15 protein-coding genes are annotated in these 18,719 nt (G+C 64.9%); 9 read left to right on the top strand and 6 right to left on the bottom strand.

Annotated features, from left to right (window positions below; all coding sequences use genetic code 11):
- Nucleotides 1-38: 38 nt before the first annotated feature.
- The gene (locus G4223_RS14670; RefSeq protein ID WP_163681302.1) at nucleotides 39-707 is read right to left on the bottom strand and encodes a cytochrome b/b6 domain-containing protein; all 669 of its coding nucleotides are present in this window, start codon (nucleotides 705-707) and stop codon (nucleotides 39-41) included.
- 161 nt (nucleotides 708-868) lie between these two features.
- On the opposite strand from G4223_RS14670, the gene G4223_RS14675 reads away from it, so the two are divergent.
- A complete protein-coding gene (locus G4223_RS14675; RefSeq protein WP_163681305.1) occupies nucleotides 869-1,789 on the top strand; it encodes a LysM peptidoglycan-binding domain-containing protein in 921 nt (306 codons plus the stop codon).
- 3 nt (nucleotides 1,790-1,792) lie between these two features.
- On the opposite strand, the gene G4223_RS20410 is transcribed toward G4223_RS14675, so the two are convergent.
- Together G4223_RS20410 and G4223_RS14685 are read right to left on the bottom strand one after the other, a co-directional pair.
- Nucleotides 1,793-3,580, bottom strand: a complete 1,788-nt coding sequence (locus tag G4223_RS20410; protein ID WP_163681307.1) for an ATP-binding protein — start codon at nucleotides 3,578-3,580, stop codon at nucleotides 1,793-1,795.
- A gap of 117 nt (nucleotides 3,581-3,697) precedes the next feature.
- Nucleotides 3,698-4,912, bottom strand: coding sequence for an argininosuccinate synthase (locus G4223_RS14685; protein WP_163681309.1), 1,215 nt, complete (start codon nucleotides 4,910-4,912; stop codon nucleotides 3,698-3,700).
- A gap of 143 nt (nucleotides 4,913-5,055) precedes the next feature.
- On the opposite strand from G4223_RS14685, the gene G4223_RS14690 reads away from it, so the two are divergent.
- Together G4223_RS14690 and G4223_RS14695 are read left to right on the top strand one after the other, a co-directional pair.
- The gene (locus G4223_RS14690) at nucleotides 5,056-5,769 is read left to right on the top strand and encodes a hypothetical protein (protein ID WP_163681311.1); all 714 of its coding nucleotides are present in this window, start codon (nucleotides 5,056-5,058) and stop codon (nucleotides 5,767-5,769) included.
- A gap of 137 nt (nucleotides 5,770-5,906) precedes the next feature.
- Entirely contained in the window at nucleotides 5,907-6,293 is a 387-nt protein-coding gene (locus G4223_RS14695; RefSeq protein WP_163681313.1) for a DUF1842 domain-containing protein, read from the top strand.
- 38 nt (nucleotides 6,294-6,331) lie between these two features.
- Here the strand turns inward: G4223_RS14695 and G4223_RS14700 are convergent, their stop codons facing one another.
- From G4223_RS14700 to G4223_RS14710, 3 genes are all read right to left on the bottom strand, one after another.
- Nucleotides 6,332-8,023, bottom strand: coding sequence for a methyl-accepting chemotaxis protein (locus tag G4223_RS14700; protein ID WP_205762522.1), 1,692 nt, complete (start codon nucleotides 8,021-8,023; stop codon nucleotides 6,332-6,334).
- 270 nt (nucleotides 8,024-8,293) lie between these two features.
- Entirely contained in the window at nucleotides 8,294-9,433 is a 1,140-nt protein-coding gene (rlmN, locus tag G4223_RS14705) for a dual-specificity RNA methyltransferase RlmN (protein ID WP_241004128.1), read from the bottom strand.
- Nucleotides 9,434-9,483: 50 nt separating this feature from the next.
- Nucleotides 9,484-10,632, bottom strand: coding sequence for an MFS transporter (locus tag G4223_RS14710; protein ID WP_163681317.1), 1,149 nt, complete (start codon nucleotides 10,630-10,632; stop codon nucleotides 9,484-9,486).
- 92 nt (nucleotides 10,633-10,724) lie between these two features.
- Between G4223_RS14710 and G4223_RS14715 the strand changes: the two genes are divergently transcribed.
- The 6 genes from G4223_RS14715 to G4223_RS14740 all read left to right on the top strand — a co-directional run bounded on the left by G4223_RS14715 (nucleotide 10,725) and on the right by G4223_RS14740 (nucleotide 18,719).
- The gene (locus G4223_RS14715) at nucleotides 10,725-11,609 is read left to right on the top strand and encodes a LysR family transcriptional regulator (protein ID WP_163681320.1); all 885 of its coding nucleotides are present in this window, start codon (nucleotides 10,725-10,727) and stop codon (nucleotides 11,607-11,609) included.
- 111 nt (nucleotides 11,610-11,720) lie between these two features.
- The gene (locus G4223_RS14720; RefSeq protein ID WP_163681321.1) at nucleotides 11,721-14,180 is read left to right on the top strand and encodes a methyl-accepting chemotaxis protein; all 2,460 of its coding nucleotides are present in this window, start codon (nucleotides 11,721-11,723) and stop codon (nucleotides 14,178-14,180) included.
- Between the two features lie 144 nt (nucleotides 14,181-14,324).
- On the top strand, nucleotides 14,325-14,684 hold the full coding sequence (locus tag G4223_RS14725) for a phasin family protein (RefSeq protein WP_163681323.1): 360 nt from the start codon (nucleotides 14,325-14,327) through the stop codon (nucleotides 14,682-14,684).
- Between the two features lie 191 nt (nucleotides 14,685-14,875).
- The gene (locus G4223_RS14730; protein ID WP_163681325.1) at nucleotides 14,876-15,718 is read left to right on the top strand and encodes an AAA family ATPase; all 843 of its coding nucleotides are present in this window, start codon (nucleotides 14,876-14,878) and stop codon (nucleotides 15,716-15,718) included.
- A 10-nt stretch (nucleotides 15,719-15,728) separates the two neighbouring features.
- A complete protein-coding gene (locus tag G4223_RS14735; RefSeq protein WP_163681327.1) occupies nucleotides 15,729-16,955 on the top strand; it encodes a VWA domain-containing protein in 1,227 nt (408 codons plus the stop codon).
- Nucleotides 16,956-17,036: 81 nt separating this feature from the next.
- Nucleotides 17,037-18,719 (top strand): methyl-accepting chemotaxis protein, encoded by a 1,683-nt coding sequence (locus G4223_RS14740; RefSeq protein ID WP_163681329.1) that lies wholly within the window; start codon nucleotides 17,037-17,039, stop codon nucleotides 18,717-18,719.

Consider the following 18,719-nt stretch of genomic DNA (forward strand, 5'->3'; position numbering starts at 1 on the left):
GGGAGCGGACTTTCAGCGGCCCCACCCGCGCATGCCTACTATCCCTTGAGCAGCAACAGCCCGCCCCACACCACGGCACAGGCCAGCACCGCCACCGCCACCGCCAGCAACGGCGAGGCGAAGCGGATGCCGTCCACGCCCTCGGGCACCCGTTTGGTGCCGGTGATCATGGCGCGGATCATGTCGTCCTTCTTGACCAGGGTATAGAACGCCACCGCCGACAGGTGGACGAACACCAAGAACAGCACCAGCTTGCCGCCCAGGCGATGCAGCGACGACAACGTCGCCGCCACCTTGGACGACACCAGATGGGTCAGCGGGCCGTTGGTGAAGATGTCGTCGGTGGTGAACAGGCCGGTGGCCGCCTGGGCCGTCAACAACCCCAGAAGCCCCAGCACGCTGAGCGCCCCCAGGGGATTGTGCCCGACCGAACGCACCGCGCCCGAACGCGCCGCCCGGACATAGGCCAGGATCGCCCCCGGACCGCGGACGAAATGGGAAAACCGCGCCGTGGGACTGCCGGCGAAGCCCCAGATCAGGCGGAACACCAGCAAGGCCAGAACCCACACCCCCAGAACCATGTGCAGGTCCAGGTGACCGAATTCGCCGCTGAACCACAAGGTCGCCACCCCCACCACCAACACCCAGTGGAACAGGCGGACAGCATGGTCCCATACCTTGACTTCGGTGGTTGCGTCGTCGTGCATGGAATCCCTCCGTGGCGGTGTTTCAACCGATACTTTTCCAAGCGCGAAGCCCGTGGTCAACATGCACTGACATCGGGTCAGACGCGCGGCGGTTGCCGGGAGCGCCACAAGGCGCTAGGGTTAGGCTCGTTTTCTCGTAGATTGCCGCGAGTCGGACCATCTTGTCCCGTGCCGTTCTGATCGCCATCCTCGGTTTTGTCGCCGCCCTTGCCGCCTTGGCCCTGACGTGGTCCTTGGACCGCGAGGCCGAACGCGGCGAGCCCACCGCGACCGCCCCGGCCACACCGGTAGCGGCGATTTCCGCTCCCGTGCCGACCGCGCCCAGCTTCGACGTGGTCCGGGTCAGCGAAAAAGGCGACATGGTCATCGCCGGCCGCGCCGTGCCACGGGCCGAAGTCATCGTGCGGGACGGCGAGACCGAGTTGGGCCGGGTCCAGGCCGACGAACGCGGCGAATGGGTGCTGGTCCCCAGCCTGCCGCTCAAGCCGGGCGGGCGCGAACTCAGCCTTGAGGCGCACCACCCCGACGGCACCGTGACCCGCTCGGCCGACCCGGTGATCCTGGTGGTGCCGGAAGACGGCGGCCAGCCGGTCCTGGCGGTGATTCCGCAAGGCGCGGGCGCGGCCCGGCTGATGCAGGGACCGGGCGGCGACGGCGGCGCCTTGACCATCGACCTTGCCGACCGCAAGGACGACGGCACCCTGTTCCTGGGTGGCCGCGCTCCGGCCGGGGCGCTTTTGCATCTGTACCTGGACAACCGTTTCCTGGGCCGTGCCCTGACCGACGCCGAAGGCAACTGGCACCTGAGCCTCCGCCAAGCCCCAGCCACCGGCCAGTTGCGGGCCGACATCGTGGACGAACGCGGCCGCGTGATCGCCCGCATCGAAGCGCCGCTGGCCCCGCCATCGGCCGAAACCGTCACCACGGTAGTCGTGGAACCGGGCAATTCGCTGTGGCGCATCGCCCGCCGCACCTATGGCGACGGCTTGGCCTACACCATCATCTATGGCGCCAACCGCGACCGCATCCGCGACCCCGACCTGATCTATCCCGGCCAGGTCGTGCAATTGCCGAAGAAATAACGCCTACTCTTCCGCCGCCGGCAGGGTGAAGACGATGACCGTTCCGCCATCGGGACCAGCCTCGGCACGGATGGTGCCGCCATGGCGATCGACGATGCGCTTCACCACCGCCAAGCCAATGCCGTCGCCGTCATACATGTCGCGCCGCACCTGACGGTGGAACAGCAGGAAGATACGATCACGCCCTTCCTCATCCACGCCGATGCCATTGTCGGCCACGACCACCTCCCACATCGTTCCCAGCCGACGGGCGGTGACGCGGATCACCGGCGGGACGTCGGGACGGCGGAACTTGATGGAATTGGCCAACAGGTTCAGAAACAGACGCGCCATCTGTTCGGGATCGGCACGAACCACCGGAAGAGGCCCGGCCCGTTCGACCACGGCACCGCTTTCCGTCATGGCGGCCTGTAGATCCTCTTCCGCCTTGTCCAACGGCCCGTCCAACGCCACCGGACAAAGCGGCTCGCCTTGGGTTTCAATGCGGGAAAAGGCCAATACCCCGTCCAGCATGCGGCTCATGCGCTCGGCGCCTTCGGTCACGAAGCGGACGAACTCCCGGCCCTCGTCATCGACCACCGGGGCATAACGGCGCGCCAGCAATTGGGCGAAGCCCGACACCGAACGCAGCGGTTCGCGCAAGTCATGCGAGACCATGTAGGCGAAATGCTGGAGGTCGCGGTTGCTTTGCTCCAGCGTCTCGGCCTGGGCGCGGATGCGGGCCTGGGTCCGTGCCACCTCGGCCACCATCTCGTTGAAACCGCCATACAGACGCCGCATCTCGACGGTAACGGCGTCGTCCTCGCACGCGCGCCACCCGAGATCGCCGCCGTGCACGATCCGCATGCCCTCGGCCAGGGCACGCAACGGCCGCAGCACCAGCCGACGCATGGTCTGCACCAGCAGCAACACCGTCAGCACCAAAACCCCCAGCACCGCCACATTGGCATGCAGGCGGAAATCCTCGATGGCTCCCAACAGCACCGAACGCGGCCGCGACACCACCACCGAAATGGACGACAAGGCGCCGTCCCCCAACGGCGCATAAGCATGCACCGCGTCGTCGAGGATCAAGGTGCCGCTGGCATGTTCACGCCGGGCATCAAGGACTTGCGGAACGGCGAAGGGCTCGCCGCCATCGACGGAGCCATGGGGAAACGACGCCAGCGTCACCCCCGCGCCGTCCACCAGGAACGCCCGCGTGTCGGCCGGAAGACGCAGACGGTCGGCCACCGCCTGGAACCAGTCAAGCCGCTTGCTGACGATCAGGACGAAGGCGACATCGCCAAAGGGGGTCAGCACCGCCGAGGCGGTGGGCAACACGGTCTGACGACTGACCCGGCCCCGCACGTATTCGCCGACAGCGAAAGATCCGGTCTCGATGGCCCGGCGGACATAGCCGCGGTCGCGGAAGTCGGTGCCCGGCGCCTGTTCGGTCGAACCGCACAGGGCGACCCCCTCGGGCGAGACCACCACGAAGGCGGCATAGCCCTGGCTGCTGGACAGGGCCGCCGTCAACAGCGTCTGACATTCGCCAGGACGGAACCCGGTTCGCGGCAACACGGTCCCCAAGGTGGCGGCCAACGCACGGGTTTCGTCCACCCACTGGCTGTGAGCAAACGCGACCAGCCGGGCGGTTTCCGCCAGCGAGGCCCGCGCGTCCTGGGACAACCGGCCATAGGCATGTTCGATGATCGTGGCGGCCACCAGCCAGAAAGCCATCATGGTCAACGCCACCACGCCGGCAACGACGAAACGGATACTCAGCCGAGCTCTGGTATAGACGCTCACATGGCTCCCCTTTCCGTTTCCACGCCCCTTCCATCCAATATAAGCAGCAAAGCCCACATAGACCAAGGGCGGGGGAAAATCCCCCGCCCCACGAACTCTTTCAGTTGAATTCGTCGATTATCCGCGCGCCATCTTGGCCAAACGCATGCGCAACGCATTGAGCTTGATGAAGCCCTGGGCGTCGCGCTGGTCATAGACGCTGTCTTCCTCGAAGGTGACGTAGTCCATGCGATAGAGCGACTTCTCGGACTTGCGGCCGACCACGGTGACGTTGCCCTTGTACAGCTTGAGGCGAACCACGCCGCAGACGTTCTGGCTGATGTGGTCGATCATTTGCTGCAACGCGATGCGTTCCGGGCTGAACCAGAAGCCGTTGTAGATCAGCTCGGCATAGCGCGGCATGATGTCGTCCTTGAGGTGCGCCTCGCCACGGTCAAGCGTCAGGCTTTCCATGGCGCGGTGGGCGACGATCAGGACGGAGCCGCCGGGGGTCTCGTAGACGCCGCGCGACTTCATGCCGACGAAGCGGTTTTCCACCAGATCCAGGCGGCCGATGCCGTTGGCGCCACCCAGTTCGTTCAGCTTGGTCAACAACTGCGCCGGGGTCATGCGCTCACCGTCGATGGCGACCGCGTCACCCTTCTCGAACTGGATTTCCACGTAGGTCGGCTTGTCCGGGGCCTTTTCCGGGCTGACCGAACGGGTGAACATGTCCTCGTCGGGCTCGACGAAGGGGTCTTCCAGCGCCTTGCCCTCGTACGAGATGTGCAACAGGTTGGCGTCGGTGGAATAAGGCGCCTCGCCACGCTTGTCCTTGGCGATCGGAATCTGGTGCCTTTCGGCGAAGTCCAACAGCTTGGTGCGGCTGGTCAGGTCCCAGATGCGCCAGGGCGCGATCACCTTGATGTCGGGCTTGAGCGCGTAATAGCCCAACTCGAAACGCACCTGATCATTGCCCTTGCCGGTGGCGCCATGGGACACGGCGTCGGCGCCGACCTGGTTGGCGATCTCGATCTGGCGCTTGGAAATCAGCGGCCGGGCAATCGAGGTGCCGAGCAGGTACACGCCCTCGTACTGGGCGTTGGCACGGAACATCGGGAAGACGAAATCACGGACGAATTCCTCGCGCAGGTCGTCGATGAAGATGTTCTCGTCCTTGATGCCCATCAGTTGGGCCTTCTTGCGCGCCGGCTCCAGTTCCTCGCCCTGGCCGAGGTCGGCGGTGAAGGTGACCACCTCGCACTGGTACTGGTCCTGCAACCAACGCAGGATGATGGAGGTGTCGAGACCACCGGAATAGGCCAGCACGACCTTCTTAACTTCGCCCTTCATGGGAAAACGCCCTTGGAAATGGGAAAACGTGAGGCCCGAAGTATAGGCTTTGCGGCGACAGGAGCAAGGGCCAGCACATGCGCGGAGATGCGCCGCACCGCGTCCCCCTTCTCGCGCCAGGGTTTTTGCCCCATACTTCAGTCATGACCAATCCCCGCGACACCGCCCCCGACAAGACCCCGGACAGAGCCGAGGAATCCGAGCTGGCCCGTGCCTTCAGTCTTACCGAAAAGCTGATGGGCGGCGGAGTGGCCGAAGCCGAGGCGCGGGCGGAACCAGCCCTCAAGCAGGCGGGAAAGACGCTGCGCTATTGGCTGTGGCGCGCCGGCGGCCGGCGGCGCCCCGGAGGCGACCCCGCCCAAGTGGCGGAGAACTACGAACGCGAACTGGCCCGCCTGACCGAAGTATTGCGCGACCAAGGCGAAAAGGCTGTGGCGCACAAGGACAAGCTTTTGGCGAAAGAGCAGGCGCGGGTGGCCGAACTGGAACAATTGACCTCCCAGTTGCAACAGGCGTGCGAAAGCGAACTGGCGAAACTGCGTGCGCAACTGGCCCAACGCCAGGAACGCCTCCCCGCCCCCGGCGAGGTCGCACGCCTGAGCGCGCGTCTGAGCGAGACCGAGGAACGGGCCCGGCTGGCCGAAAACAAGGTGGAAATGCTGAAGGAAGCGCTGGAGATCACCCGTGCCCGCGCCGCGCCCACGGGAACCATCCCCGAGGATGGCCGCTTCCGCGAGGCCAAACGCGCCTTCGCCCGCACGTTCCACCCCGACCAAGGCGGACGCGGCGACATCGACCGTCAACGCGCCTTCTTGGAATTCTGGCCGGTGCTGGAACGTATCGAACGCGGCGAATAAGTCCTGTCCTGAAAGCCATAGAGAGGAATATCACCCCTGCCGACTCCACCAATGAGGGAAATAGTGGCAACATCCCATCACCTTTGGCGAGCGCCTCCCATGCCGTCGAAGCTCACCCCAACGTGGAGGGAAAGAACATGGCCGTTGGTACCTTTCTGGTCTCGTATGAAAGCGTCAACGTGCTGGCCGGGGGCTATTGCCTGACGCTGGACCTGGTGGTCGACGTGGTCAACAACAAGGCGGCGGGCATGTCCGGCGTCACCCAGGCGACCAACCCGCCGCTGGACGTCAAATTGCCGGTGCACGGCACCGTCACCGACATGACGGTGATGCCCAAGAGCACCCACCATCTGGTGGCGTTGCAAAGCTCGGACAAGATGCTGGGCCGTCACATCGAGGTGCGTCTGGTGACCACCGACGACTGGCAAAGCGGCACCGCGAACGTCACCTTGTTCCTCGACACGCCGGACGGTCTCCGGCAGTTCACCACCGAGGTCAAGGCGGTCAAGGCCGAGCAGAAATAGCCCGACCCTCATGCCGGCCGCCTTTTGGAAGAATCCGTTCAGGCGGCGTTGTCCAGGCGGATGCGCTCGATCATCTGGCGTACCGACTGATTCATCTGGCCGGCGGCCTCGCCCAGCGCCTGGGCGGCCTTGGCCACTTCGGCGGCGGCGGAACGAGTGTCCGCCGCCCCGTTGGAGACTTCCTCCATGTAGCCGCTGATGTCGCCGGTGCCGGTCGCCGCTTGTCGCACGTTGTCGGAAATATCGCCCAAAGTGGCGTTTTGCTGATGGATGGCGGTGGCGATGGAACCGGCGCTGGCGCGCACCGTGGCGATGATCGCGGCAAAAGCGTCGACCGAGGTCGCGGTGTCCGCGCATTCCTTTTGAATAGTGGTCACTTGCGCGCCGATTTCCTCGGTGGCCTTGGCCGTCTGGTTGGCCAGTTGCTTGACCTCGGCCGCCACCACGGCGAAGCCCTTTCCCGCCTCGCCGGCGCGGGCCGCCTCGATGGTGGCGTTCAAGGCCAAGAGATTGGTTTGTGAGGCGATGGCCGTAATCATTTCCACCACTTGGCCGATGCGCTTGGCGGCCTCGACCAATGCGCCGATCTGGTTTCCCACCTGCTCGGTCCGGCCACTGGCTTCGGCCGCCACCGCCGAGGATTGTTCGGCCTGACGGCCGATCTCGCCGCTGGCGCCGCTCAATTGTTCGGTCGCCAAGGCCACGCCCCGCACGTTGGCGGTGGCGGTCTGCGACGCCGCCGCCACCGTGGCCGCGCGCTCGCTGGTGGCCCCGGCGCTGCGCAACAAGCTCTCGGCCGTGCGCCCCAGTCCTTCCACCTGCTGGCCGATGGCCGCGATGGCGCCGTGAATTCCCGCCTCGATGCTGTCGGCCAGGGCGATCATGTCGCGCCGCCGGTTCGCCACCGCGGCACGTTCATGCTCCTCTTGCTCGGCTCGCGCCCGTTCCGCCGCGCGCATGGCCGTGCCGAAAGAGCCGATGGCGCGGGCCAGCGCTCCGAATTCGTCACCGCGCCCGACATGGGGCACGTTGTCGGGATAGTCGCCATGGGTGGCGCGATCCATCATGCGGGTCAACGGCGCGAAGGGGCTGAGCATGCGCCGCAATCCCAGGAAAGCCAGCACCGACAGCCCCAAAGCCGCGCCAACCCCGATCGCCAAGGCGATTTCCGCCACCAAACGGCTCATGGCCAGGAACTCATCAACCTTTACGCCCACGAACAAGATGCCGATGGGGTTGCCGGTGTCGTCATCGGCGATGGGATCGTAAACCGCCATGTAGCGTTCACCCAAAATCTCGGCGGGGCCGGTGTAGCGATAACCGTCCTTCAGCACGGTGTCGTATACCTCCCCAGGCGCCAAATGGGTGCCGAGCGCCCGCTGGGTTCCCATCATTACCGTCGTGGCAACCCGTTCATCACCACGAAAAATGGTGGCGACTCCGCCAACCGCTCCCACCACCACATCAAGAACGCCGTTGTCGCCATCCAGGACGCGCTCGCCCAGCAACAATTTCCCATCACGGATATGGAATGATTCCTGCGCGGGATTGAGCACCGCAAAAAGAACGGAGAGGTTCTGTTCCAGCCGTTCCGCCGCCATGCGATCCAAGGCCTGCCCCACATAAGTGCTGAGGGCGATCGAGATCACCGTACCCAGCAACACCATCATGGCGACCATCACACCGGTAATCTTGGAAGCGACACTCAGGGAGCGGAAACGACGAAACATGATCTCACATCCACGTTCAAGGCCGCCCATCGGCCACATATTCCCCATACCCGGACGACTACCATAGCGCACAGGCCACAAGCAACAGTAATACAGACAAGAAAGATGCGGTTGTTTGATCATGATCAACCAAGACTTAGTTCTCAGTTGATCTATTTAGATTAAATTTTTAAAACCTGTTTACTATGGACACATCCCATACACAAAAGCCGCCACCTGCGATGCAGGTGACGGCTTCTTCCATCATCCCGAACAGGGAAGAGACAGGACTTAACTCGGGAAAACGTGGTGTTCGTCGGCGATGCCGGCCTTGAGCCGCTCGGCCAGACGCGAACACTTCTGACGCTGGCTTTCCGAGCGCAATTGCCCGCATGCGGCCAGGATGTCGGCGCCGCGCGACTTGCGGATCGGCGCCGAATAGCCAGCGTCCTGAAGGATGTCGGAAAACGCCTTGACGTGCTTCATGTCCGAACACTCGAACTCGGAGCCCGGCCAGGGGTTGAACGGGATCAGGTTGAACTTGGCCGGCAAGCCCTTGATCAGCCGCAACAATTGACGTGCGTCGGCGGCCGAATCGTTGACGCCTTTCAACATGATGTACTCGAAGGTGATGCGGCGGGCGTTGGAGGCGCCGGGATACTCGGCACAGGCCTTCATCAGTTCCTTCAACGGATATTTCTTGTTGATGGGCATGATGCGGTCGCGCACGTCGTCGGTCACGGCATGCAGGGAAATGGCCAGATTGACCCCCAGTTCCTCGCCGCAGCGCTTCATCATCGGCACCACGCCCGAGGTGGACAGGGTGATGCGGCGCTTGGACAGGGCGATGCCCTCGCCGTCCATGACGATCTTGAGCGCGGTGGCGACGTTGTCGAAATTGTAGAGCGGCTCGCCCATCCCCATCATGACGATGTTGGAAAGCTTGCGTGCTTGGTCATCGGGAGTCGGCCACTCGCCATAGGCGTCGCGCGCCACCATGAACTGGCCGACGATCTCGGCCGGCGTCAGGTTGCGCACCAGCAACTGGGTGCCGGTGTGGCAGAACTTGCAGGTCAGCGTGCAGCCCACCTGGCTGCTGATGCACACCGCGCCGCGCACCTCGTCCTCGTCGGGAATGTAGACGGTTTCGGCCTCGTTGCCGTCGGCGAACTTCAGCAACCACTTGCGGGTGGTATCCACCGAGATCAGGTCGCGCTCCACCTCGGGCCGCGCCACCACGTAATGCTCGGCCAGCCGTGCCTGCATGACCTTGGAAATCGAGGTCATCTTGGCGAAATCGGTCTCGCCGCGATTGTACAGCCAATGCCACAATTGCTTGGCGCGAAACGGCTTCTCGCCGATCATCGCCATCTCGGCGGCCAGTTGCTCACGCGACAGGCCGATCAGGTTCTTCAAGGTGCCGGTATCCATGATGGCAACACATAGGGATTGCCGCGGGGAAAGGCAATCTTTCTGCATCGCTATCGCCACCAACGCCACGCCAGCAGGAACCCGCCCAACCCGACCACCATGACCATGACCACCACGCCGGGCCAGGCGAAGGCGTGCCAAGCCGGTGCCGGAGCCACCGCACCCAACGAACCGCCCACGTAGTAAAGCGTGACATACATGCCCATGGCCGCCGAACGCGAGGTCTTGGCGGTGGCGCTGATCATGCTGATGGAGGCGGTCTGGCAGATGAAGATACCGCACACCATGATTCCCAGGCCGGCGACGATCACCGGAAGCGCCGGCGCCAGGGCCACCGCCAGGCCCAGCCACACCAGCCCCACCGCCATGGCCAGCCCCCGCACCGGACCGATACGGGCGATCACCTTGCCCCCCACCGGTGCCGCCACAGATCCCAACAGATAGACCAGGAACACCAGACCCTGACCGGTGGTGGACAACGAATAGGGCCAGCCGGCCAGATGGAAGGTGCCATAAGTGAAGGTGGCCACCAGCGAGAACAGAATGGTGAAGCCGATGCCGAAGGTCGCCACCAGTCGCGGATTGCGCCAATGACCCACCGCCGCCCGCAGCGTTTCCAGCAACGATCCCGACGGATGCCAGCCCCTCGCCGCCGGCAGCAACCCCCAGATCAGCAGGCCGGCGGCCAGGTTGACCCCGCCCAGCACGATAAAGGCGTCACGCCAGCCCAAGGCATCGGCGGCGGCGGCGGTGACCAGCCGTCCCGACACCCCGCCCAGCGCCGTGCCGGCGGTGTAGAGGCTCACCACCTCGGGCACTTCGGCGGCGGGCCATTCCTCGCCCACATAGGCCATGGTGACAGTGAAGATGGCCGGCATGCACAGCCCTTGAAGGAAACGCAAGACCAGGATCGCCGGCAGGCTGTCGACCCAGGCGATGGCCAGGGTGGGCAGCACCAGCGCCAAGGCACCGGCGACGATCAGCCGCTTGCGCCCCCACATGTCGGCCAACGCCCCGATCAACGGCGCCACCAGGGCGGTGGCCAAAGTCGACATGGTCACCGTCAGGCCGACCTGGGCCGGGCTGGCGTGGAAATGCAGCGCCAGGTCGGGCAACAGGGCTTGGGTGCAATACATGTCGAGAAAAGCGCTGGCACCGGCGATGAACACGGCGATGCGGCGACGGTCGAGGGCGATCATGGACACTCCGAAAACGGCGAGCCCGATGCTAGTGGTCGATTGCCCACATATCCAATATATTACACAGTCGTCAGTGATATTTGGAATGTATCATGGAGCTACGCCACCTGCGCTATTTCGTCGCCGTCGCCGAGGAACTGCATTTCGGCCGCGCCGCCCTCAGGCTGCGCATGGCCCAGCCGCCGCTGAGCCAGCAGATCCAGGCGCTGGAGGAAGAATTGGGAGCCCGCCTGTTCGACCGCAACCGCCGCAAGGTGGAGCTGACCGCCGCCGGAGAAGCTCTGTTGCCCGAGGCGCGCGACATCCTGACCCGTGCCGGCGACCTGGGCCGGCTGGCCCGCGCGGCAGCCGGCGGCGAGGCCGGGCGACTGGATATCGCCTTTACCGGATCGGTGCCGTTCACCGAGATCATGCCCCGCATCCTGCGGGCCTTTCGTCACCGCTTCCCCGACGTCCGGGTATCCTTGCGCGAGATGTCCACCGGCAGCCAGATCGAAGCGATGGCCGAAGGCCGCCTGGACATCGGCTTCGCCCGGCCATCGGCCAGCAACCTGCCCCCCGGCGTGAGCTCTCGCCTGATCCTGCGCGAGCCGTTGGTGCTGGCGCTGCCGTCCGACCATCCCTTGGCCGGGCGCGCGGCGGTGACCATGGCCGAAGTGGCGGGCCAGGGACTGGTGATGAACCCCCGCCACATCGGCACCGGCCTTTACGACAAGATCAGCCAATTATGCGCCGCCGCCGGCTTTGCCCCACGCATCGCGGTCGAGGCGCATCAGATGTCGACCATGATCCGTCTGGTGGGCGCCGGTCTGGGATTGGCCATCGTTCCCCAGACCATGTGCCGGGTGGGATTCGACGGTATCGCCTATGCCGGCATCGACACGCCCGAAGCGTTTATCGACTTGCTGTTGATCCACCGGGACGGGATTACCCCGGTGACACGAAATTTCCTGGAAACCGTCGAAACCGTAATGTGACGCTTTTTCGATACTTGCGCACAACCATTTCCTGCAACGCCCTTGCCCTGGAACGTCGTTTCAGCATATCGGATATCCACAATAAGATTGAACCGTGGAGGGGGCGCCGTCATGCGCGTGAACGAACCGATCACCGACCGTGAAGTCGAGATGCCGGATGGCCAATTGCTGGTCAGCCGGACCGATCCGGCCGGTCGCATCACCTTCGTCAACCGCGCCTTCGTCACCATCAGCGGCTACGCCGAGGAAGAACTGCTCGGCCAGCCCCACAACCTGATCCGCCATCCCCACATGCCGCCCCAGGCCTTCGCCGACCTGTGGACCACGGTCAAAGGCGGCCGGCCGTGGGAAGGACTGGTCAAGAACCGCACCAAGAGCGGCGACTTCTATTGGGTCCGGGCCAACGTCACCCCGGTCATGGAGAACGGGCAGCTTACCGGCTACATCTCGATCCGCTCCAAGCCGTCGCGCGCTCAAATCCGGGCCGCCGACAACGCTTACACTGCGATCCGCTCGGGCAGTTCCGCCCTCAGGGTCGAGGAGGGAGACGCCGTTCCCGCCGGCCTGTCGCACCGCCTTTCCACTTTCGCGGCCTCCATTTCCGGCCGGCTCTACGTGCTGTTCGGCGGCTTGATCGCCCTGATGATCCTGGTCGGCGGCCTTGGTCTGTCCGGCATGGGCGACACCAACGAGGCGCTGCGCTCGGCCATCCAGGAACGCACCGTCCCCACCGGCCAGATCGGCGACATCGTCGACCGCATGCGCGACAACCTGCAACAGACCACCCTTTTGGTCATCGACCTGCGCGACGGCAGCGACGACAGCATCGTCGCCGGCCGTATCAAACGCATCGAGGACAACATCGCCCGCATCACCGAATTGTGGGCTTCCTTCGTCGCGCGCCCCATGGGCGAACACGAGAAGGAACTGGCCGACCGCTTCACCAGCCAGCGCACGGCCTTCGTCCAGCAAGGCCTGTTGCCGGCCATCCAGGCGGCACGCGATTCCAACCCGTTGCAGATCGAATCCTTGTTCGCCAAACAGATCACCCCGCTGTTCGAGGCGGCGCACGAAACCAACCGTCAGCTGCTGCAATTGCAGATCGAGCTCGCCAACCAGGATCTTGCCGCCGCCAAGGCGGATTTCCGCTTCAAGCTGATGCAGATGGCGGCTCTGGTGGCGGTGGCGGTGGCGGTTACCGCCTTGGGCGGCCGGCTGCTGCTGTCGGCGGTGCGCCGCCCGCTGACCCGGTTCGAAACCCATTTCGACGCCATCGCCCGCAGCGACTTCGCCCACGAGATCGAAACCCCGCCGGCACACGAGTTCCGCCGCCTGACCGTCCTGTTGCGGGCGATGAAGGCCAAACTGGCCTATGGCGCCCAGGAACGGGCCGAACACGAACGCCGCGCCGCCGAGGAACGGGCCAAGGCGCTGGAGGAAATGGCCGACACCGTCGAACGCGAAGCCGGCGAGGCGGTGGAACGGGTGGCCGGACGCACCGCCCAGATGGCCCAGGACGCAGAAACCATGGCCCGTTCCGCCGAACGGGTCAGCGAACACAGCCAAGGCGTCGCCGCCGCCGCCGAGGAAGCCCTGGCCAACGCCCAGGCGGTGGCCGGCGCCGCCGAGGAAATGGCCGCCTCGATCCAGGAGATCGCCGCTCAGGTCACCTATGCCGGCGAAGTGACCCGCGCTTCGGTCGCCGATGGCGAACGCACCCAGGAAACCATCGCCTCCTTGGCCGCCGAAGTGGCCAAGATCGGCGAAATCGCCGTGCTGATCGGCGACATCGCCTCGCAAACCAACCTGTTAGCGCTGAACGCCACCATCGAGGCGGCGCGGGCCGGAGAAGCCGGCAAGGGCTTCGCCGTGGTCGCCGGCGAGGTCAAGAACCTGGCCACCCAAACCACCCGCTCGACCGAGGAAATCTCGACCCAGATCAACAAAATTCAATCGCTGACCCACCAGGTGGTCGACGCGGTCGGCGCCATCAACAGCTCGGTCCGCCGGGTGGACGAAGTGTCGGCCTCGATCGCCGCCGCCATGGAGGAGCAAAGCGCCGCCACCGCCGAGATCAGCCGCAACGTCATCGAGACCAGTTCGGCGGCGCAAGAGGTTTCCACCCTGATCGCCTCGGTCTCGGCCGATGCCGCCGAGACCGGCGGTCAGGCCGGCGACGTGCGCGTCGCCTCCACTGACGTCGCCCATTCCATCCACGAACTGCGCCAGGTGCTGGTCCGCGTGGTGCGCACCAGCACCAAGGAAGCCGACCGCCGCATCTGCCCGCGCGTCGCGGTCTCCACTCCTTGTACCGTCACCCTGGGCGGTCAGACGTTCGAGGGCCGGCTGGTGGACATTTCCGGTGGTGGCGCCGCTGTCGAAGGCATCGAGGAGTGCCGCCCCGGCCTTCAGGGCCGGCTGGCCGTGGCCGGCGGCGGCATCGCCGTCGAGGTCCGCAAATGGGAGGATGGATCCTTGCATCTGGTGTTCACCGAAGGGCCGGAACGGGGTCAGGCGCTGGTCAAGGCGGTTTCCGGCCAGGAGGCCCCCTGTCAGGCTCACATCGCCTGAGGCGCGCAACCGCCCCAATGAATTTATTGTGCAGTGCAAAAAACCTCTTGCCTCGGCCGATGGAATCCGTATCCTAGCCTCATGTTGCAGTGCACAACGACCTTTCCCCGGAACGGTCGTCGGCTAGACAAAGGAATGAAGGCCATGACCATGAAGATCGAAGGTTTCGAGAAGTTCGTCGCCCTGGGCAAGGAAAACGCCGAAGCCGTGGTGAAGTCGTCCACCCTCGCCGCCAAGGGCTTCGAGGAACTGGCCAAGGCTTCGCAGGCTTACCTGACCGTTTCGGCCGAAAAGGCCGACGCCGCCGTCAAGGCGCTGTTCGCCGTCAAGACCCCGGCCGAGTTCGCCGACCTTCAGGGCAAGCTGGCCCGTGAGTCGGTGGAAAGCGCCATCGCCGAGGGCCGCAAGTTCGCCGAGCTGTCGCAGAGCGTGCTCACCGCCGCTCTCGAGCCGCTGAACGCCCGCGTCGCCGCGTTCCAGTCGCTGATCAAGACCGCCGCCTAATCAGCGCCCGGTTGAGTGCGTTCGCGGGGACGGGTTCCTCCTCCCATCCGTTTCCCATCAGGTGACGCACTCCCTAAGACGCCCGCCCCATACCATGGGGGCGGGCGTTTTTTTCACGTTCGGCGTAAGTTTTTGTCTCTCGACGCTGGGCCTCCCCCTCCTCTACCCTTTGCCGAGGAGGATCAACGCCCATGCGCTTCGCCGGCACCGACAGCTACATCGCTACCGACGACCTGATGGTCGCGGTCAACGCAGCCGCCACCTTGGAACGCCCGCTTCTGGTCAAGGGCGAGCCCGGCACCGGCAAGACCGTGCTGGCCCAGGAAGTGGCCCGAGCCTTGGGCCGCGACCTGATCGCGTGGCACATCAAATCCACCACCAAGGCACAGCAAGGCCTTTACGAATATGACGCGGTGGCGCGTCTTAGGGATTCGCAACTGGGCGACGGCCGGGTACACGACATCGCCAACTACATCGTCAAGGGCAAGCTGTGGCAGGCGTTCGAGGCCGAGGTCGCGCCGGTCCTGCTGATCGACGAGATCGACAAGGCGGACATCGAGTTCCCCAACGACCTGTTGCTGGAACTGGACCGCATGGAGTTCCACGTCTACGAAACCCGCCAGGTGGTCAAAGCCCGCCAGCGGCCCTTGGTCATCATCACCTCGAACAACGAGAAGGAACTGCCCGACGCCTTCCTGCGCCGCTGTTTCTTCCATTACATCCGCTTCCCCGACCGCGACACCATGGCCCGCATCGCCGAAGTGCATTTCCCCGGTATCAAGCCGGCGTTGCTGCGCGAGGCGTTGACGGTGTTCTTCGAGGTACGCGAGGTTCCGGGACTGAAGAAGAAACCCTCGACCTCGGAACTCCTCGACTGGCTCAAGCTGCTGCTGGCCGAGGATCTGTCGCCCGATGACCTGCGTGCCAAGGAAACCCGCTCGCTGATCCCCCGACTGCACGGCGCGTTGTTGAAGAACGAACAGGACGTGCACCTGTTCGAACGGCTGGCTTTTGCCGCGCGCGGCCAGCGTTAGGACACGACGGGTGTTCCTCGCCCTTTTCTTCGCCCTGCGCGACGCCAAGGTTCCGGTGTCCTTGCGCGAATACCTGACGCTTCTGGAGGCGGTGGCCAAGGGCGTGGCCGGGTTTTCCGCCGAGAATTTCTATTATCTGGCCCGCACGACCCTGGTGAAGGACGAACGCCACCTGGACAAGTTCGACCGGGTGTTCGCCGCCACGTTCGACGGCGTGCTGACGGCCAATCCCGATTCCGGGGCGGAAGAGATGTTGTTGGCGTTGCCCCGCGACTGGTTGCGGGCGCTGGCGGAAAAGCTGTTGAGTCCCGAGGAACTAGCGGAGATCGAGACTATGGGCGGCTTCGACCAGTTGATGAAGACCCTGCGCCAGCGGTTGGCCGAACAGAAAGGCCGACACGAAGGCGGCAACAAATGGATCGGCACCGCCGGCACCTCCCCTTACGGCGCCTATGGCGCCAACCCGGCCGGAGTGCGGATCGGCCAGGAAAGAAACCGCCACAACCGCGCGGTCAAGGTGTGGGACAAACGCGAATTCCGCAACCTGGACGACGGCCAGGAACTGGGCACCCGCAATTTCCGGCTGGCGTTGCGTCGGCTGCGCCGCTTCGCCCGCGAGGGCGCGGCCACCGAACTGGACCTGGACGGCACCATCGCCGACACCGCGCGGGCGGGCGGCATGCTGGACATCCGTTTCCGCCCGGAACGGCACAACCGCATCAAGGTGCTGTTGCTGCTCGACGTCGGCGGCTCCATGGACGAACACGTCGCCACCTGCGAGGAACTGTTCTCGGCGGCGCGATCCGAATTCAAACACCTTGAGCATTACTATTTCCACAATTGCCCCTACGGCACGCTGTGGAAGGACAACCGCCGGCGCCATTCCGCCCGGATTTCCACCCATGAGGTGCTGCGCACCTTTCCCCACGACTGGAAACTGGTGATCGTCGGCGACGCCGCCATGAGTCCATGGGAAATCATGACCCCCGGCGCGGCTGTCGAGGAATGGAACGAGGAAGCGGGCGCGGTGTGGATGGAGCGGCTGTTGACCGCATGGCCGTCGGCGGTGTGGCTGAACCCGGCGCCGATCCGCATGTGGGAGTGGACCCAGTCCACCCAAATCCTGCGCCGGCTCATGGGCGAACGCATGTACCCCCTGACCCTGGACGGATTGGATCAGGCCATGCGCAGCCTTAACCGGGGGACGGCCCTGGTTCCGCCCTTTTCACCCGACTGAAGGCTGCCCCCTGGAAAACGCTTATGGGCCATGACAATCCGCAACCTTATAATGTTTCCTGGGATTGGGGGGAGAATGGCCATGACGCTCAGCCGGCTTACCATCGCGCAAAAAGTATTCGTCATCGTCGTCGTGTTCGCCGCCGCCCTGGTTGCCGTGGGCGGCGGTGCGTGGAAGATGGCTGACAGCCTGGGCAACGACATCGTCAATATCGATTCCGATGGCAAGGCGGTGGTCTTGGCGGCACGGATGAACACCAACATCCAGGTCATGAACGCCCTGCAATTTCAGTTGCAGGCCGATCCATCGGCGGAAAACCTGGCGACGATCCGCAAGGGACTGGCTCGCGAACAGGAATTGTTCACCGCCCGCGCCGCCGAGATCGCCCGCCTGTTGGACCGCGAGTTGGACCACGCCGCACTGACCCCGGTGCACGAGGGTTTCGCCAATTACCGCCAAGCCCTCGACCACCTGTTGACCACGGCGCAAACCGGCGACGCCGCCGCCCTGGCCATCGCGGCCAAGAACAACAGCCAACAGGCCGCCGCCTTGCGCGAGGCGGTGCGTGCCTTCTTCAAGCTTTCCGAAAACCATGCCAACCAGGAACTGGAAGCCGCGGAACAGAGCATCCGCCAAAGCCGGTCGCTGATCGTCGCGGCCACCCTGGCGACGTTGCTGATCGGCTGTGCCATCGCCTTGGCGGTGGTCCGCGTGGGCATTTCCCGACCGCTGGAACAATCGGTCCGGGCGTTGGGCGAAATGAGCGACGGGCGGCTCGAGACCGACATCCCCGGCGCCGGACGAAAGGACGAAATCGGCGCGGTCGCCCGCGCCATGGTGGTGTTCAGGGAAAAACTGTTGGCCGAGCGGATCTTGGAACAACAGGCCGACGAACGTCGCCAAGCGGATTTGGCTCGGGCCAAGACCATCGCGGCCTTGACCAGCCAGTTCGACGCCGAAGTGCGTCAGGTTCTCGGCGCCGTCGGCGGCGAGGTGCACGAGTTGGAAGACAATTCCTCGACCATGACCTCTGCCGCCCGCGATGCCAGCGACCGGGCGCAGACAGCGGCCAGCGCCGCCATCCAGGCCGCGGGCAATGTCCAGACGGTCGCCGCCGCCGCCGAGGAATTGGCCGCGTCGATCGACGAAATCGGCCGTCAGGTGGCCCATGCCAACACCATTTCGCAACAGGCCAGCGAACGCGCCGCCGACACCACCGATCTGGTCCGCTCGCTGGCGGAAACCGCCGCGCGCATCGGCACCGTGGTTCAGACCATCACCGACATCGCGTCCCAGACCAACCTGTTGGCCCTGAACGCCACCATCGAAGCGGCCCGCGCCGGCGAGGCCGGAAAGGGCTTCGCCGTGGTGGCCGGCGAGGTCAAGGCGCTGGCCACCCAAACCGCCCGCGCCACCGACGAAGTTTCCACCCAGGTCGCCGAGGTCCGCGACCGGGTGTCCAAGGCGGTTACCGCCATCAATCAGATCGTCGCCATCATCTCGGAAATCGGCCAATCCTCGTCGGGCATCGCCAGCGCGGTCGAGGAACAGGCCGCGGCCACGGCGGAAATCGCCCGCAACGTCGAACAGGCCGCCATCGGCACCGATCAGGTGTCGGCCAACATGACCGGCGTGCAAAACGCCGCCGAAACAACCGGCACGGCGGCCCAATCGGTCCTGCACATCGCCCATGGCGTGGCCGGGGATGCCCAGACCCTGCGCACCCTGGTCGAAAAGTTCCTGGCAAACGTCCGCACGGCCTGA

Origin of the sequence: Magnetospirillum aberrantis SpK (assembly GCF_011022235.1) — a bacterium.
In the GTDB taxonomy this organism is placed as follows: Bacteria; Pseudomonadota; Alphaproteobacteria; order Rhodospirillales; family Magnetospirillaceae; genus Magnetospirillum; species Magnetospirillum aberrantis.

What these genes read in the sequence shown, in the direction of transcription:
- G4223_RS14670 (WP_163681302.1), bottom strand. Translation starts at nt 707, where the DNA reads ATGCACGACGACGCAACCACCGAAGTCAAGGTATGGGACCATGCTGTC.
- G4223_RS14685 (WP_163681309.1), bottom strand. Translation starts at nt 4,912, where the DNA reads ATGAAGGGCGAAGTTAAGAAGGTCGTGCTGGCCTATTCCGGTGGTCTC.
- G4223_RS14690 (WP_163681311.1), top strand. Translation starts at nt 5,056, where the DNA reads ATGACCAATCCCCGCGACACCGCCCCCGACAAGACCCCGGACAGAGCC.
- G4223_RS14695 (WP_163681313.1), top strand. Translation starts at nt 5,907, where the DNA reads ATGGCCGTTGGTACCTTTCTGGTCTCGTATGAAAGCGTCAACGTGCTG.
- G4223_RS14700 (WP_205762522.1), bottom strand. Translation starts at nt 8,023, where the DNA reads ATGTTTCGTCGTTTCCGCTCCCTGAGTGTCGCTTCCAAGATTACCGGT.
- rlmN (WP_241004128.1), bottom strand. Translation starts at nt 9,433, where the DNA reads ATGGATACCGGCACCTTGAAGAACCTGATCGGCCTGTCGCGTGAGCAA.
- G4223_RS14710 (WP_163681317.1), bottom strand. Translation starts at nt 10,632, where the DNA reads ATGATCGCCCTCGACCGTCGCCGCATCGCCGTGTTCATCGCCGGTGCC.
- G4223_RS14715 (WP_163681320.1), top strand. Translation starts at nt 10,725, where the DNA reads ATGGAGCTACGCCACCTGCGCTATTTCGTCGCCGTCGCCGAGGAACTG.
- G4223_RS14720 (WP_163681321.1), top strand. Translation starts at nt 11,721, where the DNA reads ATGCGCGTGAACGAACCGATCACCGACCGTGAAGTCGAGATGCCGGAT.
- G4223_RS14725 (WP_163681323.1), top strand. Translation starts at nt 14,325, where the DNA reads ATGACCATGAAGATCGAAGGTTTCGAGAAGTTCGTCGCCCTGGGCAAG.
- G4223_RS14730 (WP_163681325.1), top strand. Translation starts at nt 14,876, where the DNA reads ATGCGCTTCGCCGGCACCGACAGCTACATCGCTACCGACGACCTGATG.
- G4223_RS14740 (WP_163681329.1), top strand. Translation starts at nt 17,037, where the DNA reads ATGACGCTCAGCCGGCTTACCATCGCGCAAAAAGTATTCGTCATCGTC.